Genomic DNA, 25,765 nt, shown 5'->3' on the forward strand with positions numbered 1-25,765 from the left:
CTCATTGCATAAACTATAACATTGCACTGACAAACATCTAAAACAACTATGGAAATACTTGGCTATGTTAGTGCCTTGGTTATTGGAATTTCACTTGGTCTTATTGGCGGTGGCGGCTCTATTCTAGCTGTTCCCGTGCTTGCATATTTATTCTCTGTAAACGAAAAAATAGCTACAGCATATTCACTATTTATTGTTGGAACAAGTGCTTTAGTTGGTGGACTCAAACAGCACTTTAAAGGATTTGTTGACTGGCGTACCGCAATCGTTTTCGGAATTCCTGCCATTGTTGGTGTTTCACTTGTTCGTTATTATGTTGTTCCTGCGTTACCAGATACATTATTTACAGTTGGCGACTTCGAATTTACACGTAGAATGGGTATGTTTGGTTTATTTGCTATTCTTATGGTTCCTGCAGCTTTATCAATGCTTAAAGAACGAAAAGAGAAAACAAATTCAGGGAAAGTCTCCTATAATTATCCGTTAATCTTAATAGAAGGTTTGGTTGTAGGTGCCATTACTGGAATGATTGGTGCTGGTGGTGGTTTTTTAATCATTCCTGCATTGGTATTATTGGCTAATGTTGAAATGAAAGTCGCAGTTGGAACTTCTCTAATTATCATCGCGTTTAAATCTTTACTAGGTTTCTTTTTGGGAGATGCGATAACGATGGAAATCGATTGGCAATTCTTAACTATTTTTACTTCTATTTCTTTAGTTGGAATCTTCATCGGAAGCTACTTAGGAAACTTTATTGATGGAAAAAAACTCAAAAAAGGATTCGGTTATTTCATCTTTGTCATGGCTATCTTTATTTTCTACATGGAGTTCTTTGTAAAACAATAAACAACCCTCAAAAAAATAACATTCTGTAACACAAGTTACTGTGTACCATTCTATGTCTTCGTAATTTTATATCATCTAAAAATTACTACTTATGAAGATAGAACAAATATATACAGGTTGCCTTGCACAAGGCGCATATTACATAGAAAGTAATGGAGAAGTCGCTATTATTGATCCTTTGCGAGAAGTACAGCCGTATGTTGACAAAGCGCAACAACAAAACGCTACAATTAAATATATTTTTGAAACGCATTTTCATGCAGATTTTGTCAGCGGACATGTAACACTCGCTAAAAAAACTGGCGCGCCAATTGTGTATGGACCCAATGCAAAACCTTCGTTTGAAGCAGTGATTGCCAAAGACAATCAAGCGTTTCCTTTAGGAAATATAACTATTATTGCGCTACATACGCCTGGTCATACTATGGAAAGTACTTCATATTTATTACGAGATGAAAACGGAAAAGACCACGCATTATTTAGTGGAGATACCTTATTCTTAGGTGATGTTGGAAGACCAGACTTGGCACAAAAAATCGGTGAAATTACTGTAGAAGATTTAGCAAGTCATTTGTACGATAGTTTGCGCGAAAAAATCATGCCTTTAGCAGATGATGTTATTGTATATCCTGCGCATGGAGCTGGATCTGCTTGTGGAAAAAATATGATGAAAGAAACTATTGATACCTTAGGCAATCAAAAGAAAGTGAATTATGCTTTACGTGCAGATATGTCGCGAGCAGAATTCATCAAAGAGGTAACGGATGGTTTGTTGCCGCCACCAAGCTATTTTCCAGACAATGTAAAGCTCAATAAAGAAGGTTATGATGATGTATCAGAAGTTATAAAACGTGGCACAACAGCTTATTTACCTACAGAATTTGAAGTTATTGCAAACGAAACTAACGCCATTGTGTTAGATGTTCGTCATCAAAACGATTTTGTAAAAGGTCATATTCCAAGATCGATATTTATAGGATTAGATGGAAGTTTTGCACCTTGGGTTGGCGCCTTGATTGCAGATATTGAACAACCAATTTTATTGGTAACTCCTGAAGGTCGTGAAGAAGAAACGATCACGCGATTATCAAGAGTTGGTTTTGATACAACTTTGGGTTATCTAAAAGGCGGATTTAACGCTTGGAAAAAAGCTTCCAAAGAGTACGATTCCATTAGTTCTATTTCTGTAGAAACATTTCAAAAATCATTCAATGAAAAACTTTCAATTTTTGATGTAAGACGTGAAAACGAATACAAATCAGAACATGTTTTAGAAGCAAAAAACACACCTTTAGATTATTTAAATAATCATTTAGCCGAATTTCCTAAAGACAATACATTTTTTGTGCATTGCGCTGGCGGATATCGAAGTGTGATTGCTGCTTCTATCTTAAAAAGTAGAGGAATTCATAATTTGATTAATGTAGAAGGTGGTTTTAAAGCAATTAAAGAAACTGAAATTCCTGTCTCAGAATTTGTATGTCCTACTACTTTGTAAAAATACAAGTCGAGTGCAGTTGAAAAAGAAGATGTTTAAAGTTTGGTATGATGAAAAACCGATCAGCTGTACTCGATATATTTCACAAAAAAACGATTTTGTAACCAAAGTCACTGTGCATTAAAAACTCTACAACTACATTTGTCAAAAATTAAAGTTCCCTAAATCTCAATACTATGTCTTTTTTAAATTCTTTATTTGGAAATAAAACGCAACCTTCTGACGAAATAGAAATTCTTGATGCTACTACATTCAAAGAAGCAATAGCTTCCAAAAACGTTCAACTAATAGATGTTCGAACTGGCTTGGAGTATAGATCTGGACACATAGAAAATGCCGAAAACATCGACTTTTTTGATCGTGCAAATTTCAACGAAAGTTTTGCTAGTTTCAACAGAGAAGAACCTATTTATTTGTATTGTAGATCAGGAAATAGAAGTCAACGAGCAGCTAAAAAATTAGTTCAAATTGGTTTCAAGAAAATTTATGATTTAAAAGGTGGTTATAAAGCTTGGAAATAAAAATATCATCACAAAAAACGACTTAAGTATACAACTTAAGTCGCTATAATTTTAATACTCTTTTTATTATTCACTAATGTAAGCTTCTAACTTAGCGAATGCTTTTTCTCTGTAGGGAATCAATTCTTTATAAGCTTGACTCTCAAAAACTGCATTTAATGAATCCATATCTGGAAACTCCATAATAGAAACAATATTTGGAGTGTACTCGCCAATTAATGGCTTTGTAACTTTAAATTTATTCACAGGTTTTGCATTTACTTTTTTATAAAGATCTCCTACTTTTTCAATATAATGTGACAATTGTTCTTTGCCTTCTGGATTAATCGTTCCTACGATTGTTACATTTACTTTTCCCATACTTTTATTATAACTGTTTAACTATTTTGTTTGACCCATTCTGTAATTATGAAATGAGAGATTGAGTCTTTTCTAGAAATTACAAGTTTCTCAGCTTGTACTAGTTTTTTTATTTCTGCTGCTGAAAACCATTGTGCCTTCTTTATTTCCTTATTATCTATTGTAAATTCTTTGCTTTTAGTTTTTGCTGTAAAACCTAACATCATGGATGCTGGAAATACCCAAGGTTGTGAAGCAACATACGTAATGTCACTTACACTTACGTTGACTTCTTCCTTCATTTCTCTAATAACAGTATCTTCCAAACTTTCTCCTATTTCTGAAAACCCTGAAAACAGCGAGCACATATAGCCATAATCTTTTTGATGCATATTCAATAAACACAAAGGCGGTTTATTTTTTCCATTATAAGTTATCAATACAATTACTGCAGGATTAATTCTTGGAAAATGAGGAATTCCACATGTTGAATTTGTACATTTTCTTCGATGTCCTTTTTCCTCTATCACGGTTGAAGCACCACAATTATTACAAAATTGATGTGTATTGTGCCAAGAAACAAGTCCTTTTGCATACGCTAATAAAGATGCATCTTGCTCATTAATAAGATGTAAACAGTCACGAACAGAAAGCAATGTTACATTTTGAATATACTGCGTAATTATTTCATACGTTATCTCAGAAAGATCAACACACCAAACTTCTTGATTTGCTACAACTCCTAAAAAATAATGCTTATTTGTATGTGCAACTAATTCTAACGGCACTTGCATTAATACAGTTCCAACTTCACCTTTAGTCACAAAAAAATCTCCTTTAAATATTGGAATAAAAGAAACATTCGTTGTGTCTGTAACTACTTCTCGCAATTCAGCAGCTCTATTGAAATCTTTGTTACTATAAAACTGCTCTTTATGTTTCATCTGAATTAAAATTAGTTGCCCATCCTCTAGCCCAAGATTCTAGTGGTTCCAATAGTTCAAAGATTTCTTTACCTTGCTCGGTAAGCGCATAACCATCTACTGTTCTTTCTATCAAAAAAGCTTGGGTAAGTTCTTTTATTCTTCTATTAAGCGTTGTTGGTGAGATAGATTCACATCGATCTTGTAAGGCTCTAAACGTACAAGAACCTTCATTTAATCTCCAAATGATTCCCATAGCCCAACTTCTTCCTAACAGATCAAAAAGTGCCATTAAATGGTTTCCTGATTTCGAGCCTCTAACGGGTTTTCCTGGAATTGGTAATGCCATAAAGTTAAATTTGCTACATTTTAAGCAGCAAAGCTACACAATGTGTAGCAAATAAAAAATAGAAATTAATTTTATTTCAAAAAAACTTAATTAGATGCTACTATTTTTTGGTCAGCACTAAGGTTGTCATACTTCTCAAATCGCTAACATTGGTACTTTTTACGTGCTCTAATAAGGACAGTTGATGTGTACACAACATTTCTTTGAGTAAATTGCGCGTAAGTAAAAACCGTTGAGATTCGTCTGGCAAGAAATATACGCCATCCTGTAAATGTGTTGGTTTTCCTTCAATACCAATATCTGAAGTCATTCGTATAAATAAACTTCCTCCTTGTTTGAGCACACGCACCAATTCAGAAAACATTGCTTTAAAATGTGTTTCACTTTTTGCAAAATGTAATACCGCATTGCACAAAATATGATTAAAAGTAGTATCTGCGAAAGGAATTTTTTCTAAAGCAGCCACTTTAAAATTTTGAGCTAGTTTCGGATATTTTTCTTGAAGATTTTTGATGTGTTCTTCGTTGATATCAATCGCAAAAAAAGTGAAATTACTTTGATTAAAATAGTGCAAGTTTCTTCCACTTCCACAACCTGCATCAAAAATCAAATCGTTTATTTGATAACGATCTTTTAAAATTTGATCGATTAAATAAATATCTGCGTTTCCTAGAATTTCAGTCAAAAGTTGTTGCTTCATTCCTCTAAAATAAAAAAACAATTATACATTTTATCTTCTCTGTAACCAAAGTTACTTTCTGCGTGCTATGATTTTCTTTTTTTTGTTGAAAATGATTGTTATTTATGGAATTGATATATGAACCTTGGCCTTGGTATGTTTCAGGTTTTATGATTGCTTTGATTATGTTTTTATTAATCATGGTTGGGAAAAATTTTGGAATGTCTGGCAACCTTCGAACTATTTGTAGTATTTGCGGCGCCGGAAATAAAGCAAACTTTTTTCAGTTTAACTGGAAAGCACAACGTTGGAATTTAATTGTAATGTTAGGTGCTATTATTGGCGGTTTTATTGCACATCATTTTTTGACAATTGATGCTTCCGTAGCTTTGAATGAAAATACTATTGCTAATTTACAATCATTAGGGTTTGAAAATGCAGGTAAAAGTTATTTGCCTGAGAAGTTATTTTCTACGGCAGTTTTTTCAGACTTTAAAAGCCTTTTACTTTTGATTATCGGCGGTTTTTTTGTTGGTTTTGGCGCACGTTATGCAGGCGGTTGTACTTCCGGTCATGCTATTTCTGGACTGAGTAATTTACAGTTACCTTCATTAATTGCCGTTATTGGTTTTTTTATTGGTGGATTGACTATGATTCATTTAATTTTCCCCTTACTATTTTAAATTATGAGAACACTTATTTATTTATTGATAGGAATCGTTTTTGGAATTACCATGTTTAAATCGGAAGCTGCTTCTTGGTATCGCATTTATGAAATGTTTACATTTGAAGCGTTTCATATGTACGGCATTATTGGTGTTTCTGTAGTTTTAGGAGCTATTAGCACACAAATTATTAAACGATTTAAAATAAAATCATTTTACGGCGAAAAAATCACCTTTCCTCCAAAACAAAAGAGTTTTGCTCGTTATGCTTTTGGCGGAATTTTATTTGGACTTGGTTGGGCTTTAGCTGGCGCATGTCCTGGACCAATGTTTACGTTACTTGGCGCAGGGTTTTTACCAATTATTATCGTAATTATGGCTTCACTTTTTGGAACTTTTGTATACGGCTTGTTAAAAGATAAGCTACCACATTAGACTTTGCTACAAATTATAAAAAAGACTGTCTTTACAGACAGTCTTTTCATTTACAATTAAATCCTAATTAGCACGTTTCTCCTATTTGAGTTTTTGGTGCATTACAATGAAATGCACATGTTCCACCTGGTGTTATTGTGCGGCACTCCATCTGAGAATCTGGATAGGTTTGATCACAGCAAACGTTTCCAACTGCCGTAAATGTATCTATACAAAACTTGGCCACACTGTAAGCTCCGCCTCCACCTTTGATAGCGTTTAAATTTGATACATTTTCTTTTTTTAGTTTTAATTTAAAAGATTGCTTTTTCATAATTAAATGTTTTAATGTTATACTTGGTTCAAATGTAGATAGAGTATTACATCAAACCAAGGAAATCCTGTCAACATTCATGAATTTAAGGAATGAATTTTACAAATAAACACCTCACAATCAAATAATTAAAATACACACTTCAATTTGAAGCTTCATTACTAAATACCGAATGATTTTATAATCAAAGAGCTAGAATTATTCTTTAAAGACTTGAAATAATATATCTAATAAGGACGAAAAAACTATAAAAAGCAGTTACAAATAGTTTTAAATCAACTTTTGTGATTTCGCTTTTTGCACAGCTTCCATTTTGTTATGCACTTGCAGTTTTCGGTAAGTATTTTCTATGTGTTTTCTAATGGTTCCTGAAGAAATGAATAGATTTTCTGCGATTTCGTTATAGTTTAGTCCTTTGCTTAATTGCAATAAAACATCCGTTTCGCGTTTGGTAAGTTTTACTTTTTCAATAGCTTCATTTTCTGTAATTGTCAAAGGATTTCGGAGTAAGTTTAATGCTTTTAGCGCAATACTTGGTGACATTGGTGCGCCATCATTTACGACTTCTAAGATGGATTTGTGAATGTTTTCCGCATTGATTTCTTTCAATAAATATCCATCAGCACCAGCTTGAATAGCTTTGAATATGTTTTCTTCATCATCAAAAACAGTGAGCATGATAATTTTAATTTGTGGATATTTTTGCTTGATGATTTCTGTAGCTTTGATTCCGTCCATTTCTGGCATTTGAATATCCATCAGAATTACATCTATATTATGATTGGCTTCTAGCTTTCCAACCATTTCTGCTCCGTTTACAGCTTTAAATTTAAACACAAAATCGTCAAAGAAAGATAGTTTTTCAATCACAGCTTTGGCTAAAAAATGATTGTCTTCTGCGATGGCGATCTTTAGTTTCATTCTTTTATTTTTGTTGATTTGTTATTTTAGTTTTGATGACTCTTGCATACTTTTTAACACATTAAATATGTAGCTTCACTGTAATTTTGGTTCCTTCAGATAGTTTTGAATTGATATCGATATCTGCGTTAATTTCGTCCATACGTTTTTGCATATTGTATAATCCGTTGCCAAGTTGAATTGTTTCTTTTTCAAATCCGACACCATCATCTTTTAAACTGATGACAAGCTGATTATTGATTTCCGAAAAATCTACCGCGATTAGATCTGCATCTGCATATTTTAATGAATTATTGATCGTTTCTTGCATCACTCTAAACAAATTCATTCCTTCAATAGCAGTAAATTCTATTTCGGTTTCCACTTCATTGTTGAATTTAAATTTCACATCTTGTTTCGCCATTTTTGCTTTTTCAATAAATGCGAGCGTTCTACTTTGTAAATCCGTCAATGAAATCTTGTCTTTGTTCATTGCCCAAATTGTATCACGCAATTGATCGATGGTTGAAGATGTGAATTCACTTATATAGCTCAGTTTTTCTTTGAATTCGTTGGACGTTTCTTTGGAAGCATATTTTAAATTGTCAATTGATGAGATTATAAAAGATAGCTGCGCGCCAATATTATCGTGTAAATCGCGTGAAATTCGCAAACGTTGCTCTTGCAATTTGTTTTGTGTTTCTATTTCTTTTAGTGCATCTTTTAATTTAGTTTCTTTAACTAACTGCCTGTTTTTTAGCTTCTGCTGATTATAGAATAGATAGCCTAAAATACAGAATAATAAAGCCAAACCCAAAGCTCCATAAATTTGATATTCTCGTTCTTTCAACGCCAATTCTTTTTCTGCTAGTTTGGCTCGTTGTTCTAAAATTTCACGTTCTTTTTCTGCTGTTTTGTATTTTACTTCCATTTCAGAAATTCCCTCAGCAAAACGTTTGTCATAATTTTGCACAGCTAATCCAAAGATAGAATCACCCATTAAACTTGCCGCTTTGTAGTCTTTTTTACTCGTATACAAAATCTTTTTTTCGAGATATGCATATAGTAACGAAGGACTATCGCTTGCCATATCGTATGTTTTAATGGCTTCATTCAATATAACCTCAGCTTTTTTATACTGTTTATTCTTTGTAAGTATGTGTCCTTTTTTTATCAATGCAAATCCTTTCTGCGCTAAACTTTTACTTTTTTGAGCGTAAACAATAGCACTGTCTAAATATTGAAGTGCTATTTTTCGTTTTTCAAGTTGATTGTAACCTTCCGCAAGCAGACTAAAATTGGAAGCGACTTTGGTATAGTTTTTATTTTTCTTATTGATTTTAATCGTTTTTTCGAAAATCCTGATCGCGTTGAGAAACAGCGAATCGTTTCGGGTTTGCATTCCATTTTCTATATCAGCAGCGCCATAATTTGCCAATGCACCTGTAGAAAGATCTTCACTAATATATTGCCTGTTTTTATAGACTTCCATCATGAGTCTTTGTGCATCAGCACGACGACTTGCATAGTAATAGCAGATTCCTATTTTGTAACGTGCACGATAATAGTTGGTGTTATCATTTTGTAATTTGAAGAATTCGGCAGCTTTCAATAGCACTTTCATTGCTTCATCAGATTTTGTGCTACGTGTTAATACTGAACCGCGAATTAAGTCAGTTCTATAGTAATAAGATGAGTCTTGGATTTTTGGAAGTAATGCGTCTAGTTTTTCCAAGTACGTTTTCATGGAATCTAGCTCTCTTTTTGTATTGAAATATTCGCTTTTTTCTTCGTATTTCTTAAATAGTTCGATGGTTTCAGAAGATGACAGATTTGTATTTTGTGCCATCAGTACTGCTGAATAGAGTAAGAAGAATATGAATATGTGTTTTTTCATCTTTATAAAGATAGAAAATGTTTTGGTTGGTTCTGTTTTGTGTGATGATTCACTGTAACAATATTCTTTATTTTCTACTAAAATTCCTATACGTAGAGTTGCGTATATTTAGTCTTATAATTACTCAGCATCAACTTTTCTTATGTATCTTTTTGAAGATAAAATCAATGATGATTGAAAATAGTATATAGTAAAGTAAGTACTTTGGAAAGTATAGAAAACTAAAGAAGGTTCCATAGCTTTCTCGTCCGCTAGCATATGGTTTCCCAATGGAAGCATCTATCCCAAAAGTAGCCAATAAAAGCATGAAAATAAACAATAACGGAATTATTATGGCTCCAATGATTGCAGGTGTAGAGATTTTCTTTTTAGGGTGTTTTTTTCGGAAAGTGTACATTCGCCACACATGGAATAGGACAATGAAACTCGTTAATATTAGTGCCAACCAAAACGATTCTAGATTGAGTAAGAATTTTGTAAAACTACTCAGCCTAGGCATGCGTGTTATTTGAATGATTTCCAACGGCATTTTTTCAAAATGGTAGTTTGCAATTCCGTTAATTTCTCCACTTTTTGGAGTTCCTAAGTTGATCGCTATGTTATCTTGAACATTTGTAGCATCAATAGTAATTGCTAGTGTTCCGAAGGATTTCCAGTATTTTGCTGGCGCTAATGCATATCGAAAACTATCTTCATTCAATCGGTTGTGTTTGAAACGCCAATTGCTAGCTTTGTAACTTACTTTGATACTATGTTTACCAGCAGTGATGTCTGTTTCAAAGTATAGAAAATCGTTCAGAGAAATTCGGTCGTTTCTACCGTATTGAAAATTGTTTTCGATTTCCGCAACTTCTTTTCGATCTGAATTATATAGGTAGTGAAAGTTCTTTAGTTTTTCTTTGTCATCACCATATAAGTTCCAAAAATCTTCTTGTTTTTTGAGTACTATTTTCTTTCCATCAATACTTACTTCAAAGTTCTCATAGTATTCAGACGCATAGAATAATAATGGAATTTGACGTCCATCTTTTTCTGCATTGATAATGTATTCTATATCGAAGTCTGCGTATTCAAAGTTTTCATCGATGGTAATGTGTAGATTCTCATGTAAAATGTGTACATATTGACTTAAAAAAGGACGTGTTCCAAAGGTTCCTTCTTGTACAGGAGACGCCATATTTGCGTGTAGTAAGAGAACATTTAGCAGACATACTACAAAGATTTTAAGTTTCATCATCACACTTTTTTTTTAGAACTTTCTGTTGGAAAACGTTTATTTATTTCATTATAAAATAAAAAGACTTACTCGTTTCCAAGCAAGTCTTTTTTCACAATTAACTAGGTCACTTTAGATATGTAAAGGATTTCCAAACTTTAGAAATTGTCAATTTATTTTTGAAATCTTCGAAATCAGAGACTTCACTATCTTTTGCCGCCATCAACATTATGATATGTGTCTTGGAATACGGATTGGGTTTTGCGATGACATTGAAATAGTACCGACCGATAAATTCATCACTTAGTCCTTCTTTCATCGTTCCGACAGCTTTTAGTGATAGGTAATTTTCGCCATCAAATTCCGATACTCCTATTGTGTGTTCTTCTAATTGATATCCACCGCTTTTGAGCATGTTACGAATTTGCTCCATAAATGTTTTACCATCTTTTTCAAGCGACAGTCCATCTAGCGTAATATATCCAAACGAATACATTTCTGAAACAATACTATCTTTATCCCTCTTTTGAATCATCCCGTAAGAATGTGTTTTTTTACCTTCTACAGGTTTGTCAAATTTTAAACTTTTTGGAATTTTTACAGTGAAATGTACTTCTGGTTTGTCTATTTTTTTTGAAAACTCAGGTGTTACTTCATACGTAATGACTTCTTCTTCTGTTTGACATTGTACGAAGCTAATTTGCAAGCAGATTAATGATAGAATGAAACTAATTTTTTTCATGTGTTTTTTATAGATTGTTAGTATTCTCTGATTTTGGCTCCTTTGTTATTAAATACACCTTGTACAGTATTGCCCGTTTTGTTGTATTTCATGACTCCTAATCCGTCAATTCTGTCATTGACAAATATTCCTTTGAAGACAGATTTATCAACATATGTATAAATTCCGTAACCATTTCTGACACCATCTTGTGTGTATGCTCCTGTATACTTGCTCTTGTTTTTCCAAACATAAGTTCCTACACTGTAACGTTTTCCATTTTTGAAAAATCCTAAGTATTCATCACCATTATTATAGGTATACTTTCCAAACCCGTCAGAACAATTTCCTAGACAGTTCCCTGTTTTTTTATTTTCGTAATAACTTCTATCTTGATTTTCGACTAGTTTCCCATTTTCAAATCGTCCTGCAGAGGTGATTTTATTTTCTGTATTCATGGTGTATCCCAAACCGTGTTGTTTCCCGTCTTTCCATTCACCAATATATATAGTTCCGCTGTCCCATTGATAGTAACCAACACCTTCACGGCGATTGTTTTTGTATTGTCCATGATAATAGCCACCATTTGGATAAGTAATGTACGCCACACCATCAATAGCATTGTTTTTAAACGTTGCATCCGTAATGATTTCGCCTACTTTTACTCTTCCCCAACCTTCTTTACAATCACCTTTTACACAATCATAACTACTTTCTGATCTTTGAGTTGTATTTGCGGCTTTTTGTGGATCATCTAATTCTCCATTGTATGGTTTCCCTTCTAAAATTTCATTGCTTTTTGCCATTCGGAAACCTGTAAGTACATATAATGGTTTGTCTTCAAGAAAAATAACTGGATCGCCATTTGATAGATATTCGAAACGTGCTTTTTTGTAATCGATATGTTTTCCTTTCACAACCACGAAGAAGTTGTCTTTTTCTAGCTCACGTGTGTACAGAATTGATGCTGGGTTTACGGTAAAAAGCTCCATGTTTTTTACCGCTTGACTTTTGATGTTCTTATAATTGCGAATTATATAGGTTCTTCCAAACACTTTATCAATACGATAGTCTACCATATGCGAACCTAAGAAGGCAAAGTCTCGTGATTTCACTTTATTTTGTCCATGTACATAGTTGATAAATTTTCCATCATGAGCATAATTAATCATATTTTGTCCTTTGGAAATAACCGTACGAATAGGAATGCGCGTATTTACTGTATCGGTGTCTGGGTTGATATTTGAGATCGAATAATAGGTTTTTGTTAAACCGTCATAGACTATCTTTTCGTTAGGTTTCACTCCTTTGTTGATGGTAATATCTGAGCTTCTTTGCCCATTTAGATAGATTGTCCTTATTTTTTTTGCTGTTTTACTTTCACTTGTTTTGTAATAACCATATTCAAGTTTTACAGGTTTGTTTGCATCACTGTAATAACGATTGAAGGTTTTGAAGTGTTTTGCTTTTGGATTGTTTGCTGCATAGAAATCAATTTTATTTCCTTTTGCGTCTATTTCCACAGTGTAGTCATAAGTTCCTGAGCTTATAACTTCTTTGACTAAAAACCCTCTTAAATAGTGTGATGCTCCTTTAAATCCTTTTCTTCCGTTTGTATATGTATAATTCATATTTACCACAACAGAATCTCCTTTTTTACTGTATGAAAAAGTACGTTCTTGATCTAACTTCCCTTTCTTTTTAATTGTAGCCTTTACGACTCTACCTTTTGCATCATACGTGTATATTTTTTCATCTCCATAGCTGTTTTTTTCATATGACAATAATCCTTTTTCGTTAAATTTATACGTTGTAGTACTTCCGCTTTTGTAGCTAAACGAAATTATATTTCCTCGAGCATCATACTTGAAAGTATCGCCGTAATTATTTCCACTAATTCTTCCATTAGTATCATAGTAATAGCGTGTTCCATAGTTGTAGACTAAGTTTCCACTTTCATCAAATATTTTCCCTGCAGAAGTGTAGATATCGCCTCGTAAGAAGAAATGTTCTTTTTTATGCTTGAAACCAATTGGATTTCGTGGTGCATTATCCATGTCTATTTTTTGTGCAATTGCCAATTGACATATTAAGCAAAAAAGTAACGCTATTACTATATGTTTCATTTGTACTGTTTTGTTTGTTTTCTAAATTTCTTTTAGCGTATTCATTAGTTCATCGCACATATGAACTTTTACAGGTAAACTACTGAATACTCTTTTTGATAATTCACCTTTAAAGAATGTTAATAATCCTATCGTAGCTTTGTCATCTACTCTATTTTTATCAATGACCATTCTAAAAATGTATTTTTCTTCTTTTCTGTCTAATTCTACTGTTTTAGCACTTTTGTCATCTGAAAACCCATATTCTATTAAGAAGTCTTTGAGTTTTTCTGCGTCTTGTAGTGTCACGTTTTTGGTATAGCGAATTTCTGTAGCTTTTGCCATGATCGTTTTTCGAGCATCTTCTAGTTTGTGTACTCGCAACGTATTGAAACTTTCATCGCATAAATGTAAATCGACAGGTACATCCATATAGTCAGATAGTTCTTTTGGAAAGAAGTTAAAAACACTTTCTAAGGATTTGTCTTCTAAAAACTCTTCCTTAATTACCATTCTAAAAATATACACATCGCCGTCTTTGGTAAATTGAACAGACTTTGGATCGCCATTGGCAAATTTTGAATCTATTAAACTTTCTCCTAGTTTATCTGCTTGCGCTTCTGTAACTCCATCTTTATAGTAAACTTCCGTTCCATTAAAGACTTTCTTTTCTCCATAATTTGCACACGAAACACATAGTGCAAGTACTGATAGTAGTATTCCTATTTTTTTCATTGTCATTATTGTTATTGATTGTTATACTGTTTCAAACAGTAACAAAATTCCATTTTTTAATACTTCATTTCAATACGACAAACTGCGTATTTTTTCAGGTTTACTATTGTTTGCATTTTGCTTCATAACGTCTTTTATTTCCTGTATACCCAAGTGTTATTGCTTTCTTCCAGTTTTTACAGGCTTTGGTTATTTCGCGTTTCATATCATAAATATTTCCTTTATTCGAATAGGCTTTTCCATAAGATTTATCATAAGAAATTGCTTTATCGAAATAACTCATCGCTATCTCTACTTTTCCTTTTTTCGCATAACAAACACCCAAACTATTGTAAACTTCTGGTTGATTTTCTTCTATTTTGATAGCTGCTATATAATCTACCATGGCTTCATCTAAAAAACCTATGGCATCATGTGCACCACCACGATAAAAGAATGCTTGTGCATGTTTTGGGTTTAATGTGATCACTTTGGTATAATTTGCAACTGCCGCTTTGTAGTTTTTGTAATCTTCTGCTGCGTTTCTTTTGTTAATTAATGCGGTATGAAATCCTGCTTTGTAAAAATATGCGTCTATTAGTGTGCTATCTATAGCAATAGCTTGTTCACATAGTTGAATGCCTTCATGAAATTTTAATTGTTCTTTTTTTGTCAAAGCACTTTCGAGTAATTCTTTTGCGGATTGTGCATTTGCGAAAGAAAATATCCCTAACAATAATACTATATATAAATATCTCATCAGTAATAAATTAGAATATAAAATTCTATATTTCAAAGACTTTAAACAATACGATGAATTGCGTATTTATAAAGTTTGAATTGAATTTGTATGTAGAAAAGTTGTATCTTATTCATTATATTTCGCTTCGTTTGATCTTAACTTGAAACTTTATGAAAACAACTACTATTTATATACTTGCTTTTTTCAGCCTTCTTCTATTTGTCAATTGTTCTGACAATAAGAAAACGCCTGAAACAACTCAGAAAGAGACACAATCAGAAGTAAAAGATTCGGTTGTAGATAAAAATTCTATTGAAGCATTAAATAAAGAAATTAATGCCATTCCGCATCATTACATTTGTTATAAGAATGATGACAAACCTTCTATGCAATTGTCCATTGCTTTCGATTCTGAAGGAAATGCAAAGTTTGTAAAGTATAAAGGTCAAAAAGATTCCATTCCGTTGCAAAACATAAAAGAAGATTTTCAAAGTGACGGTGCATATCCAACGATTACGCAGTTCTACAATGAAATATATAATGGAAAGAAAAACGGAACGTATGAGTTGACACACTCAGGAAATTGGGATTACGCAAAATATACACGCGAAAAAGACGGAGAAATATTCAAGTTTACCATTGATCACGAAATGACAGTTACAGGAAATGGTTATAGGAATCGTCCTTGTTTTGAATGATACACTTTTTAAAGACTATTATTTTCGATCTTTATAATTGTGTGTATGTGTAGCAAAATAATCACTGATATTAAATTTACGATCTTCAAATTTTTCTTCTAAAACTTTAAAATCTTGAATGCGATCTATGCGAAAGGCGCGCATTTCATTTCGCAAATGGCACCACGCAATTAAAATCCACTTATTATCTGTAGAATACATAGCGTAAGGTTCTATTTTTCGCTGCGAAATTTGATAATCATTTGCTTTTTTATAATTAATTTCTACGCAGTTAAAATTCGTAATTGCTACTTGAATTTCAGAAAGCGCATTGCTTGCTGTTTCTTCTAATTTCCAATTAAATACATGAATTTTATTGTTTAGTATTTCACTTTTCTCTTGTACTGAAGTTTTAAACACTGATTTTATTTTGATCAATGCTTCTTTGAAATCATTGACGAATGATGCATCTTTTGATTGACTAATAATGTGTTCTGCTGTAATCAATGCATTTGCCTGCTTTTCGGTAAACTGTACAGGCGCAATTGTATACGTATCCGTCAAACTATAACCTCTACCTTCTATTGTATATACTGGCACGCCAGCTTCTTCTAGCTTTCGAATATCTCTATAAATCGTACGAACGCTTACATCGTATTTTTCGGCTAATTCTGTGGCTGTTAACAATCGCTTAGATCGTAACAGTGTCAATATTGATATGAGTCTTGCTAACTGTGTCATAATTTGAATATGTGGCAAACCTTAGGTGAGATTTGCCACATGTTGTTTTTGTTATCCCATAGAATGTAAAGCTACACGATTTCCTTCTGTATCAAGAAATTGTGCTATGAATCCATTTTCTTGAATGTCTGTTTTTGGCATGATAACTTCTCCGCCAGCAGCTTCTACTTTTCCTAAGGCAACATTTAAATCATCACCGCCATTTAAGTAAACCGTAGAACCTTGACGTGAAGGATTTGTACCTTCCATTTGCATAATGGCTCCACCTACTTTATGGCTTTCCATATCGTATGGAAAAATTCCATATTTCATGTTATCCATGTGATGATCTATTATTTCTTCTCCTAATATTGCAGAGTAGAATTTTTTAGCTCTTTCATAATCTGTTACTGGAATTTCAAACCAGTTAATTGCATTTTTCATGTTGTTGGTATTTTTTAAATTAATGATACCACAAAAGTATTTGCGTCTTTGACAGATGATGTCAGAGGTATTTTATTTTTTAAAAATTAATGTTCCTCGTTGATATTTACAGAGATCTTCAACCGCTGAAAGTGTTTTATATTTCTTAATAATATCTTGATGAATCAGCTCACTTGGCAACGGATTATGTGCTCTATAATTTTCTCCTTGAAAATCAACAACGTTTAAATCGTTTTCTTCACAGAGTTCTAAGTAATATAAAAACGACAAGCGATTTGTATACGCAATATCATTTCCTGCCCAAAATTTCCATGTTTCATCTGAATATTTTAAAAAATTGAATTCTGAAATATTTTTGTCTTGAAAAAAGCCTGGATTTGCAAAATGATCTATAAAATTAATAGTATGCACAGCACAGCTTTCTTCTGTAAGCCACAGCTTCATTTTTTTAAATAATTCTTGTAAAAATATTGGCGGAATATGTTCAAAAACAACTTGCGAACAGATATAATCAAATGAATTCGTTACATTTTCTATGTCATTTAATGTGTATTTTGGAATGTAGCTAATGTTACAATACTCTAGTAATTCTTCGAGTTTTCGAAACGATTGTATACTGGTTAATTTTTGGTGTACTTCTGATAGATCAAACTTTCCATTCGTTACTATTTTTTGAAGTAACTCTTCGTTGTTTAAATGCTGAATTTGTCTTTGAAACGTTTTGATAGATACATCTTTGGAAATATCAACCGTAACAATATTCTCAAAACCTAATAAATATAAAACAACAGGCGCCACAAGCGAATAACCTGTTCCAATTTCGAGTGCTGATTTCTTATCTTTTGCCTTTAATGATATGTTTGATACTTCAAATTTTCGAATACATTCATAAAATTGATACAAACACACGTTTTTATGATATTCTTTTTTGAGCGTAGCTGGAATGTGATTGAGCTGATCGCCAATCTTTGTAAAGTGCAATAGTTTTTGCAAACTTGCTTTAATTTTCCAGTGCATGCTTATTATTTATCTGTGATGCAAATTCTTAAATTTATTACGATCCACCAATATTTATCAATTCATTTTTATAACAATAGTGTAAATTTATTTTTTTTAACTAATTTTAAAAAGACTAAAAAACCGAATCACCACCTTGAAAGAAATTCAAAAAAACCTACATTTAACTTTATCTACAGCTGCTATTTTGGTTGTTGGAGCTACTTACGGATTGTATCCTGATACATTTTTACCATTATTTTTTGATTTTTCCGTTAAAACTACAGATCTCAATCATGTGTTTAGAGCCATTATGGGTTCTTATTTTGCGCTAGGTATATATTGGGGCTACAGTGTTTATTTTCAAAAACATTGGCGCAGTGCCACCTATTCTGTCGTATTTTTTATGGGCGGATTGGCTGCTGGACGTTTGCTAAGTATTTTTATAGACGGAATTCCTTCTACAGCATTTACTGTAGGAACTATTTTAGAAATTGTTTTTGTGATTTGGGGCTGCTACAATTTAAAAATCTACAAAGAAAACTGATACAGTTACTATTGTTTTATCGTATTTTTGTGATGATTTTTAGATCAAATTGTCATGGAAAAAGAAGCGTACAAAATTTATATTGTCGGAGCTGGAATTAGCGGATTGATTGCAGCAAAAACCTTAGAAGAATACGGATATCAACCTATTATTATTGAAGCTACCGATCGTGTTGGTGGACGTTTAAAAACCGATATTGTAAAAGGATATCAGTTAGATCATGGTTTTCAAGTGTTGTTGACAGCGTATCCTTCTGCAAAAAAACATTTAGATTACGATGCGCTCGATTTACAAACTTTTCTTCCTGGTGCCACAATTTTCACTGAAGGAAAACAGAAAACAATTGGCGATCCGTTGCGAAAGTTTTCTTTATTGTTTCCTACATTATTTTCCGGTATTGGAAATTTTTCTGATAAACTAAAAATTTTACGATTAAATAAAGAATTAAAGCAAAAATCGCTTGTTGAAATATTTGATCAACCAGAAACAACAACACTTGCACATTTGCAAAAATTAGGCTTTTCAGAAGCTATGATTTCGAAGTTTTTCAAGCCTTTTTTTAGTGGTATTTTTTTAGAACCCAACTTAGAGACTTCCAACCGAATGTTTGAATATGTGTATAAAATGTTCGGAGAAGGATTTGCTGCACTTCCAAAAGCTGGAATTGAAGCGATTCCAAAACAGATTGTATCAACATTAAAACAGACTACTTTTCACTTTAATACACGTGTACAAAATGTGGAAGATGGAAAAATTACACTAGAAAATGGTAATGTTTTAGAAAGTCATTTTACAATAGTAGCCACAGAAGCAAGTTCGTTGATTTCAAATCTAAAATCGCAAGAAACCGCTTGGAAATCTTGTGACATCTTGTATTTTGAAACTGAAAAACGTACGATTGAGCAACCTTTAATTGGATTGGTTGCTGATAATTCACTATTCGTTAATAATATTTTTTATCATAATAGTTTGGCGACAGCTTCCAAAGGTGATAAAGAATTGTTATCTGTAACTGTCGTTAAAGATCATAATTTATCAAATGATTTTTTAATTCAAAAAGTACAAGAAGAATTAAAAAAATACTGTGGAATTAGTTCATGTACTTTCTTAAAGAGGTATTCAATTCCAAAAGCATTGCCAAATTTACAGCAACTTCAATATAATATTTCGTTTACGGAAACACGTTTGACAAATCAGGTGTTTTTGGCTGGTGATGTACAACTTAATGGTTCACTAAATGCTGCCATGATCGCAGGAAATGCTGCTGCTTTGGGCATTGTGGAAACCTTAGGAGACAATGTGAGCATTGAAGCTATATAGTTTTGCATTTGTAATATTTTTTAAAAAGAAGGAAAACTTTCATCAGAAAGTGTACCTTTCGGAATATCTGTAAAAATAATTGCTCAATACATGCCATTTTTTTCGCGAATCATTTTATTTTTTCTGCTGTTTTTTTCTTCAGTGGCGTTTGCTCAATTGGGTGATTTAGCACGCATAGATTATACATATATTCCAAACGCAAAATCAAATGTTGAGTATTCGAGATTTAGAGCATTATTTAATTATCCTATCAAATTAAAAGATGATGATACATTTTTATTTTTAGGATTAGATTATAGTAATATTCATTTGAAGTCTGAACGCGATTTTCCTTTTAACACGCGTGATTTAAACGATTTTCAGTTGCTCGATTTTAGTTTTGGCTACACAACTCCTTTGAAAAATGATTGGCGTTTAGGAATTCGATTTCAACCTGGTTTCAGTACAAATTTAGCCGCAAATGCATTGAGTCTTGACGATCTTGTATTCTCTGGAACTATTGCTTTTATAAAGAAAGGAAAAGTAGCTTACGGCAAAGCGCAACGATTAATTTTGGGTGTTTCTTATGAAGGAAATTCTGGATTTAATTTCCCACTACCTTTTATCAGTTATTATAAAAAATTCAGTCCAAAATGGTCATATAATTTAGGAATCCCAAAAACGAATTTGCAATATTATTTTTCTTCAAAACATCGATTAAAAGTTTATGCGCAACTTGATGGTTTTACATCCAATTTACAACGAGACGTTCCAGTGATTAATGGAGAAGCTGCAAAAAGCATCAACTTATCTTTAATATTATCAGGTTTACAATACGAGTATTATTTTACCAAACATCTACAATTTTATGCACGTACTGCATATATTTTTGCTACAGATAATGAACTTCGAAATAAAAGTAGAGCCGGTATTTTTTCTTTAGATAATAAAGCAAAGATTTATCTGAGAACTGGCGTTAAGTTTAAAATTTAATGAAAAAAGCGAACCGAAGTCCGCTTTTGTATTATTTATCCTGGATTACAACCTGTAGTTCCATCCATGCTACCACATGGTGAATAGCAAGAAGCCATTTGGCTGTATAAGCACCAATCAGTAACAGTTTGTTGCATAAACGTATAGCATTTTTCATTTGTAGAAACCATTCCGCCTGCAATGCGATTGATTTCAAATTGGGAGATTTTTTGTTTGTTGAGATTTAATGCTTTTAATTTTTGTTTTTTCATGACATATCATTTTAAGTTATATCTACTTGGGAGAAAACTTAAAATTCATTACCCAATCATGATAAATACTATTAAAAAGGTTGTTTTTCGCTTAAATATTTCCAGTATCTTTTGGGAACATGTTGAACGTGAAGTACCATGTTTTTTCTGGATTCAATATTGGTGCTTTTAAAATAATTTTGCCATAATTCTTGGAATTCGAATTCTTCATCTGCAAAGAAATCTTCAGAGGTTTTTGTAAAATCGAAATGCTTCGGGAAGTCCATGATAATTGTTTCTACGTTTGTCAAATTATAGTATAAACCAAAGTTTCGCTTAATGTCATAAATTACCCATTTTTGATCGGCATAACGTGATTTAAAATGCTTTGCAATCAATGGTAAGACATTAAAATCTGGAGCAACATTTGCGAAGTACAAGCCATCTTTGGTAAGTTTGAAACGCACAAAAGCTTCCATTCTATGCTTTTCTCGTCCAACACTTTTGGTAATTTTTGAAAGCTTTAAAACTGTGGCATTTGAAAAGTCTTTTTCTATATTTTCTTTCGTTTTGAATACTTGCTGAATGTAATCTAGCAGTGTATTTTCAACTGAATCGATTTCACTTAAAAAGGAATAGTATATATGATTTCTTCCAAAAGAAGTTAGTTTCTTTTTGAGTCCACTCCAAACTCTATCAGCATGTAATTTATTGGTAATTACTTCTTCATTTTCCCCAAAAAACGAAGCTTGTACTTGCCCAGATTTCTGAATATCGACTTGCGGTAGTTTTTCTTCATATACTTTAAAAACTACACTTAAAAATCCTTCAAACGAACCATCATATACCAATACTTTTTCCATTATCCGAATAGGTTGAGTTGACTACTTGTAGCGTTTCTGAATTTGCTTTTTGAGTTTTGAAGAATAAAACCTTTTATTTTTGAAGGTTCTAAATCACGACGTTCGTATGCATTAGAATTACACACTAAGAAGTATTTTGCTCTGTTGAGCGCAACTCCTAAACGTTTTAAATGTTCCCAATTTAATTGGCGAAATTTTCGAGCGTTTAGTATTTTATACACAGAAGTCATTCCTAAACCTGGCACACGTGCCAACATTCGTTTGTCTGCACGATTTACATCTACAGGAAATTCATGAATGTTTCGCAATGCCCACGAAAGTTTCGGGTCAATATCTAAATCTAAATGTTGGTGTGTTTCATTGACAATTTCATGAATGTGAAAGCCATAAAAACGCATTAACCAATCGGTTTGGTACAATCTGTTTTCTCGTAACATAGGAACTTCACTTCCTATTTGTGGCAAACGACTGTCATAACTTATGGGCACATATCCGGAATAGTATACACGCTTTAGATTGAATTTTTTGTAGAAGAAATTGGAAGCCGTCATGATTTGATAATCATTTTCACCACTTGCGCCAATAATCATTTGTGTACTTTGTCCGGCCGGTGCATATTTTGGTGTGCTTTTGATGATTTTTTTCTCAGCTTTGTATTGAATAATTTCATTTTTCACCTTTTTCATAGGCTTAATAAAATCTTCTCTGTTTTTATCTGGCGCCAAGCGTTTTAATCCTGCTCTTGTTGGAATTTCAATATTTACACTCAAACGATCAGCGTATAGTCCAGCTTCTCGCATGAGTTCATCAGAAGCACCAGGAATTGATTTTAGATGTATGTACCCATTAAAGTTTTCTTCTAAGCGTAATTTTTTAGCAACAGAAACCAAACGTTCCATGGTATAATCTGCATTTTTGAAAATTCCCGAACTCAAGAATAAACCTTCAATATAGTTTCTACGGTAGAAATTGATTGTCAAATCGACTACTTCTTGTACTTTGAATGCCGCACGTTTTATATCATTACTCTTTCGCGTAACACAATACGCACAGTCAAAAATGCAATGATTCGTCAACAGAATTTTTAATAAAGAGACACAACGACCATCTTCTGTATACGTATGACAAATTCCCATACCAGTTGCATCACCTAAACCTTTGTTTTTGTTGGTTCTATTGCTTCCGCTAGATGAACACGATACATCGTATTTTGCCGCATCTGCTAGAATGTTGAGTTTTTCTTTGATTCGTTCGAAAGACATGAAAAGGTTTCTATTTGTATTGAAAAGTTAAGTTCCTACAATTTACACTACAAATATAACTTTTAACAGATTATTTTAAAACATATGTGAACAATATTCTGTTAAATGTTTGAAATAATATTTATTAAGAGCTTTCGAAGGCTGTGTTTTAATGAGAAAATTGCATTAACTCATCATTAAAACACTTAGGACAAGCATTGTATATTGATGAAGAAAAAGAAAAAAGCGGACGTATTGTCCGCTCTTGTTTTTATAGAAATACGCAGATTCTGTTGACACATCTCGAAGCTCTATCAATAAAAAAACAATCTGAACGACGTACACATCCTATTGGAAACTGGATTCCACCATTGATGTTTTCTTGTTCTTTTTTGTTTAATTTTTGTACTCCTTCTAAGTTTAAAATTGATTTTAACATGATTATAAGTTTTTGGTTTTGTTGGAAAGTATTTATTTTATTTTTCAAACTTTTACGGGAACACCATACTTAACATTTTATTATTTTTTTTCACAAACAGAAGTTTAAAGTAATTTTGAGCATAAAAAAACTTCACATTTCTGTGAAGTTTTCCTGTTGTAAACAACTCCTTATTTTCTTAAAAAAAACTTTTTATTACGAAGAAACTTAAGATAAAATAAAGAGGTTGTTATGCCTTTATTGCACTATTGTTTTAGATTATGTTTTGTTATTTTTTCAATTTGATAGACTAAAATTAGTCATGAAATTGCTACATTAAAAGCCTTTGCAGTCGTATTTATTTAATTCCGAGTCCTAAAAAGCAATTGTTTTTTAGGATAATGCCTTCCAAAATGTAGCGTTTGGTGACAAATCTATTTTTTGTATTGAGATTTCTTTGTGTACTGCCGTTTCTGGAAAAGCGATATGACATTTGTAGTTTGTATCAATGAATAACTCTTTTACTTCGTATTGACGGTTTTCTATTTCAGTCATCTGATTTTGTATTTCAAACGATTGTAATGCTATCGACATTCCTTTTCCTTGCGCTTTTATGACGGCTTCTTTTTGCGTCCAATATTCATAAAACGCAACTTGTTGATTGGATGCATTGTATATTTTTAACCATTCATTGTCTGTCATTTGCATCTTAAAATCATCTATAGTAATGGCGTCCATGACTTCTATATCAATTCCGAATTCCTCTGTTTCAGAAATTCCACAAATTACAATATCGCCAGAATGTGATATATTGAAACGTACATCACTGTTTTTAAAATACGGTTTATTGTATGCTGTATATTCAATTTGATCTTCCAAATGTGATTGCTGACACATTTTTAAACCATATCGCAATAATAAGCGTCCTAAAAGTGATAATTGTGCATCTTGCCATCTTCTAAAACGCAGTATTTTTGTTCTAATTTCTTCAGGAAACGTATGCAGATAGGTTTGCAATAGTCTTTGATGTACTTCCTGATGTATGTGAACGTAGAAAATTTTATTCATTTAATAAAACATCATCCATTTCATATACAAGCGCTTCTACGGCACCTGTTGCTGAGTTAATGATTCCTACATCCGTTTTTAACTCTGACATTCTTACCCAAACGCCTCCATACGTATCTCCATAACCAAATGCGCCCCAAATAAGTTTGTGCGGTGTCCATTCGTTGTGTTTGTTTGGTGCTAGATAGTTTGAAGAATCGCTAAATTCTTGTGCGATGAAATCGGTTTCTTTTAAAGCAATTTGTATAGCTTCTTCCCATTCTTCTACAGAACAGAATTTACCAATGAATACATCTTTACCTTGATATCCGCGAGCCGATTTGATGACTAATGTTTCTCTATTTTCTCTGATGAAAGAGACTAGGTTTACCGTTTCTTTTCGATAGATAATTTCACGATTTTTTACTTCTGCTGTCCAAGGAATTCCTTTGAGCACTAATTCGTTGTCTTCTTTGGAGAATTTTTCTTGCTCAGCTAATTCTATTAATAAGCCTAAATTTCGCTTGTCTGCATAGATGTTAAGTGCTAAGTTGTCTGGAAAGTAAATCAAATCCATTAAAAATGCTCTGAATACGTCTACAGGAACTTCTTCTCCATCTAAATTCATGATAATTACGCCATGTATAGGTGTATTTCCTAGACACAGTTTCCCTTGGTTTAGTTTTAATGCTGCTATTTTATCACTGTATACATTTCCTTTTAAACCTCTTTTTTTGAGTTCTACCTGTAATAAATCATTGAAGAAGTCTAAACTGTTCTGTTTAATTTCTGGATCTTCTATTTCTTCAACGGGCATAAAAACATTTACTTCACCTTGAATAGATGATACTTGTTCTGTGATTTTGTCAAGTAAAAATTTCAGGTAATTTTCTTGAGTGTTTACAGACGTAAAATGTCTTCCTGTATTAGAATCAGTGAGATATGAATGATTTTTTCTAATAGCTTTTTCAAAACTTTGTACTTGCCAGCCACCAATAGAAGTACCAATATTTATTTCTAAAACTTTAAAACCGTTGTCAGAAAGTGTTAAATCTAAACGACAACCAATATCAATTTTCTTTTCATGACATACGAGTGCGTATTGTGCTAATAATTCGTTACCTTCAAAGTAATAGTTTGCAATTTTTTTTGCGTCATTTTGAAAGTATAGTTCAGGTATTTGCTGTAACAATTTTGGCAATCGCACACAAAGTTGTTCTAATTCGTTTGCGGTGGTTTTGTTAATGATAATTGGCCAAGAGCTTACAGGATAGATATAATTTCCCAATAATTTTGGTAATTTGTTTGCTGTTGGATCTACCCAAGAAGGAAACGTGACCTCAACGTTATTTTTTAATTCGTCAAATTTATCTAAAAGGATTGTTTTTTCGGTAGTGCTTATCATGGTTAACTTTACTTGTTCTGTT

General features: G+C 32.5%; 30 protein-coding genes. 9 read left to right on the forward strand and 21 right to left on the reverse strand.

Going from position 1 to position 25,765, the window contains the following annotated elements; translation table 11 throughout:
- Positions 1-48: 48 nt before the first annotated feature.
- The 3 genes from ACOQOS_RS10550 to ACOQOS_RS10560 all read left to right on the forward strand — a co-directional run bounded on the left by ACOQOS_RS10550 (position 49) and on the right by ACOQOS_RS10560 (position 2,865).
- A complete protein-coding gene (locus tag ACOQOS_RS10550; RefSeq protein WP_420574929.1) occupies positions 49-846 on the forward strand; it encodes a sulfite exporter TauE/SafE family protein in 798 nt (265 codons plus the stop codon).
- A gap of 91 nt (positions 847-937) precedes the next feature.
- A complete protein-coding gene (locus tag ACOQOS_RS10555) occupies positions 938-2,344 on the forward strand; it encodes an MBL fold metallo-hydrolase (RefSeq protein ID WP_420574930.1) in 1,407 nt (468 codons plus the stop codon).
- Positions 2,345-2,520: 176 nt separating this feature from the next.
- The gene (locus ACOQOS_RS10560; RefSeq protein ID WP_420574931.1) at positions 2,521-2,865 is read left to right on the forward strand and encodes a rhodanese-like domain-containing protein; all 345 of its coding nucleotides are present in this window, start codon (positions 2,521-2,523) and stop codon (positions 2,863-2,865) included.
- A gap of 66 nt (positions 2,866-2,931) precedes the next feature.
- On the opposite strand, the gene ACOQOS_RS10565 is transcribed toward ACOQOS_RS10560, so the two are convergent.
- The 4 genes from ACOQOS_RS10565 to ACOQOS_RS10580 form a co-directional block, all read right to left on the reverse strand.
- A complete protein-coding gene (locus tag ACOQOS_RS10565) occupies positions 2,932-3,225 on the reverse strand; it encodes a DUF1330 domain-containing protein (RefSeq protein WP_420574932.1) in 294 nt (97 codons plus the stop codon).
- A 17-nt stretch (positions 3,226-3,242) separates the two neighbouring features.
- The gene (gene nudC / locus ACOQOS_RS10570) at positions 3,243-4,148 is read right to left on the reverse strand and encodes an NAD(+) diphosphatase (RefSeq protein ID WP_420574933.1); all 906 of its coding nucleotides are present in this window, start codon (positions 4,146-4,148) and stop codon (positions 3,243-3,245) included.
- Positions 4,138-4,476, reverse strand: a complete 339-nt coding sequence (locus ACOQOS_RS10575; protein ID WP_420574934.1) for a winged helix-turn-helix transcriptional regulator — start codon at positions 4,474-4,476, stop codon at positions 4,138-4,140. Before ACOQOS_RS10575 ends, nudC begins: the two co-directional genes overlap by 11 nt.
- Before the next feature lie 100 nt (positions 4,477-4,576).
- Complete coding sequence (locus tag ACOQOS_RS10580; protein ID WP_420574935.1) at positions 4,577-5,176, reverse strand: class I SAM-dependent methyltransferase; 600 nt, start codon at positions 5,174-5,176, stop codon at positions 4,577-4,579.
- 104 nt (positions 5,177-5,280) lie between these two features.
- On the opposite strand from ACOQOS_RS10580, the gene ACOQOS_RS10585 reads away from it, so the two are divergent.
- Both ACOQOS_RS10585 and ACOQOS_RS10590 read left to right on the forward strand, forming a co-directional pair.
- Positions 5,281-5,838, forward strand: a complete 558-nt coding sequence (locus ACOQOS_RS10585; RefSeq protein WP_420574936.1) for a YeeE/YedE family protein — start codon at positions 5,281-5,283, stop codon at positions 5,836-5,838.
- Between the two features lie 3 nt (positions 5,839-5,841).
- A complete protein-coding gene (locus ACOQOS_RS10590) occupies positions 5,842-6,255 on the forward strand; it encodes a DUF6691 family protein (protein WP_420574937.1) in 414 nt (137 codons plus the stop codon).
- Positions 6,256-6,322: 67 nt separating this feature from the next.
- On the opposite strand, the gene ACOQOS_RS10595 is transcribed toward ACOQOS_RS10590, so the two are convergent.
- The 8 genes from ACOQOS_RS10595 to ACOQOS_RS10630 all read right to left on the reverse strand — a co-directional run bounded on the left by ACOQOS_RS10595 (position 6,323) and on the right by ACOQOS_RS10630 (position 14,881).
- A complete protein-coding gene (locus tag ACOQOS_RS10595) occupies positions 6,323-6,568 on the reverse strand; it encodes a hypothetical protein (RefSeq protein WP_420574938.1) in 246 nt (81 codons plus the stop codon).
- Between the two features lie 270 nt (positions 6,569-6,838).
- Complete coding sequence (locus ACOQOS_RS10600; protein ID WP_420574939.1) at positions 6,839-7,489, reverse strand: response regulator; 651 nt, start codon at positions 7,487-7,489, stop codon at positions 6,839-6,841.
- Between the two features lie 61 nt (positions 7,490-7,550).
- Positions 7,551-9,365 carry a sensor histidine kinase gene (locus tag ACOQOS_RS10605; RefSeq protein ID WP_420574940.1) on the reverse strand — a complete coding sequence of 605 codons (1,815 nt, stop codon included), beginning with the start codon at positions 9,363-9,365 and terminating at the stop codon, positions 7,551-7,553.
- Between the two features lie 130 nt (positions 9,366-9,495).
- Entirely contained in the window at positions 9,496-10,602 is a 1,107-nt protein-coding gene (locus ACOQOS_RS10610; RefSeq protein WP_420574941.1) for a hypothetical protein, read from the reverse strand.
- 106 nt (positions 10,603-10,708) lie between these two features.
- On the reverse strand, positions 10,709-11,323 hold the full coding sequence (locus ACOQOS_RS10615; RefSeq protein WP_420574942.1) for a hypothetical protein: 615 nt from the start codon (positions 11,321-11,323) through the stop codon (positions 10,709-10,711).
- A 17-nt stretch (positions 11,324-11,340) separates the two neighbouring features.
- Entirely contained in the window at positions 11,341-13,428 is a 2,088-nt protein-coding gene (locus tag ACOQOS_RS10620) for an MORN motif precursor (RefSeq protein WP_420574943.1), read from the reverse strand.
- Positions 13,429-13,449: 21 nt separating this feature from the next.
- Positions 13,450-14,142 carry a hypothetical protein gene (locus ACOQOS_RS10625; RefSeq protein WP_420574944.1) on the reverse strand — a complete coding sequence of 231 codons (693 nt, stop codon included), beginning with the start codon at positions 14,140-14,142 and terminating at the stop codon, positions 13,450-13,452.
- A gap of 103 nt (positions 14,143-14,245) precedes the next feature.
- The gene (locus tag ACOQOS_RS10630) at positions 14,246-14,881 is read right to left on the reverse strand and encodes a tetratricopeptide repeat protein (protein WP_420574945.1); all 636 of its coding nucleotides are present in this window, start codon (positions 14,879-14,881) and stop codon (positions 14,246-14,248) included.
- 152 nt (positions 14,882-15,033) lie between these two features.
- Here ACOQOS_RS10630 and ACOQOS_RS10635 point away from each other — a divergent pair, with 152 nt between their 5' ends.
- Positions 15,034-15,561, forward strand: a complete 528-nt coding sequence (locus tag ACOQOS_RS10635; protein WP_420574946.1) for a hypothetical protein — start codon at positions 15,034-15,036, stop codon at positions 15,559-15,561.
- Positions 15,562-15,579: 18 nt separating this feature from the next.
- Here ACOQOS_RS10635 and ACOQOS_RS10640 read toward each other — a convergent pair whose 3' ends face one another.
- The 3 genes from ACOQOS_RS10640 to ACOQOS_RS10650 all read right to left on the reverse strand — a co-directional run bounded on the left by ACOQOS_RS10640 (position 15,580) and on the right by ACOQOS_RS10650 (position 17,721).
- Positions 15,580-16,281, reverse strand: coding sequence for a helix-turn-helix transcriptional regulator (locus tag ACOQOS_RS10640; RefSeq protein ID WP_420574947.1), 702 nt, complete (start codon positions 16,279-16,281; stop codon positions 15,580-15,582).
- 51 nt (positions 16,282-16,332) lie between these two features.
- Positions 16,333-16,704 carry a VOC family protein gene (locus tag ACOQOS_RS10645; RefSeq protein WP_420574948.1) on the reverse strand — a complete coding sequence of 124 codons (372 nt, stop codon included), beginning with the start codon at positions 16,702-16,704 and terminating at the stop codon, positions 16,333-16,335.
- 72 nt (positions 16,705-16,776) lie between these two features.
- Positions 16,777-17,721: a hypothetical protein gene (locus tag ACOQOS_RS10650; RefSeq protein ID WP_420574949.1), complete on the reverse strand. Its 945-nt coding sequence runs from the start codon at positions 17,719-17,721 to the stop codon at positions 16,777-16,779.
- Between the two features lie 136 nt (positions 17,722-17,857).
- On the opposite strand from ACOQOS_RS10650, the gene ACOQOS_RS10655 reads away from it, so the two are divergent.
- The 3 genes from ACOQOS_RS10655 (at position 17,858) to ACOQOS_RS10665 (ending at position 20,539) form a co-directional block, all read left to right on the forward strand.
- The gene (locus tag ACOQOS_RS10655; protein ID WP_420574950.1) at positions 17,858-18,247 is read left to right on the forward strand and encodes a DUF4345 domain-containing protein; all 390 of its coding nucleotides are present in this window, start codon (positions 17,858-17,860) and stop codon (positions 18,245-18,247) included.
- Between the two features lie 54 nt (positions 18,248-18,301).
- Entirely contained in the window at positions 18,302-19,567 is a 1,266-nt protein-coding gene (locus tag ACOQOS_RS10660) for an FAD-dependent oxidoreductase (protein WP_420574951.1), read from the forward strand.
- A gap of 90 nt (positions 19,568-19,657) precedes the next feature.
- Complete coding sequence (locus tag ACOQOS_RS10665) at positions 19,658-20,539, forward strand: DUF6268 family outer membrane beta-barrel protein (protein ID WP_420574952.1); 882 nt, start codon at positions 19,658-19,660, stop codon at positions 20,537-20,539.
- Positions 20,540-20,574: 35 nt separating this feature from the next.
- Here ACOQOS_RS10665 and ACOQOS_RS10670 read toward each other — a convergent pair whose 3' ends face one another.
- From ACOQOS_RS10670 to ACOQOS_RS10695, 6 genes are all read right to left on the reverse strand, one after another.
- A complete protein-coding gene (locus tag ACOQOS_RS10670; protein WP_420574953.1) occupies positions 20,575-20,790 on the reverse strand; it encodes a hypothetical protein in 216 nt (71 codons plus the stop codon).
- A gap of 71 nt (positions 20,791-20,861) precedes the next feature.
- Entirely contained in the window at positions 20,862-21,632 is a 771-nt protein-coding gene (locus ACOQOS_RS10675) for a TIGR03915 family putative DNA repair protein (protein ID WP_420574954.1), read from the reverse strand.
- Positions 21,632-22,894 (reverse strand): putative DNA modification/repair radical SAM protein, encoded by a 1,263-nt coding sequence (locus ACOQOS_RS10680; protein WP_420574955.1) that lies wholly within the window; start codon positions 22,892-22,894, stop codon positions 21,632-21,634. The genes ACOQOS_RS10675 and ACOQOS_RS10680 overlap by 1 nt, the downstream gene beginning before the upstream one ends.
- Positions 22,895-23,144: 250 nt before the next feature.
- Complete coding sequence (locus tag ACOQOS_RS10685; protein ID WP_420574956.1) at positions 23,145-23,312, reverse strand: hypothetical protein; 168 nt, start codon at positions 23,310-23,312, stop codon at positions 23,145-23,147.
- A gap of 372 nt (positions 23,313-23,684) precedes the next feature.
- Positions 23,685-24,359, reverse strand: a complete 675-nt coding sequence (locus ACOQOS_RS10690; RefSeq protein ID WP_420574957.1) for a 4'-phosphopantetheinyl transferase family protein — start codon at positions 24,357-24,359, stop codon at positions 23,685-23,687.
- On the reverse strand, positions 24,352-25,743 hold the full coding sequence (locus ACOQOS_RS10695; RefSeq protein WP_420574958.1) for a hypothetical protein: 1,392 nt from the start codon (positions 25,741-25,743) through the stop codon (positions 24,352-24,354). The genes ACOQOS_RS10690 and ACOQOS_RS10695 overlap by 8 nt, the downstream gene beginning before the upstream one ends.
- Between the last annotated feature and the right edge of the window lie 22 nt (positions 25,744-25,765).

The sequence above is a fragment of the Kordia sp. genome (assembly GCF_965224175.1).
Classification (GTDB): Bacteria; Bacteroidota; Bacteroidia; order Flavobacteriales; family Flavobacteriaceae; genus Kordia.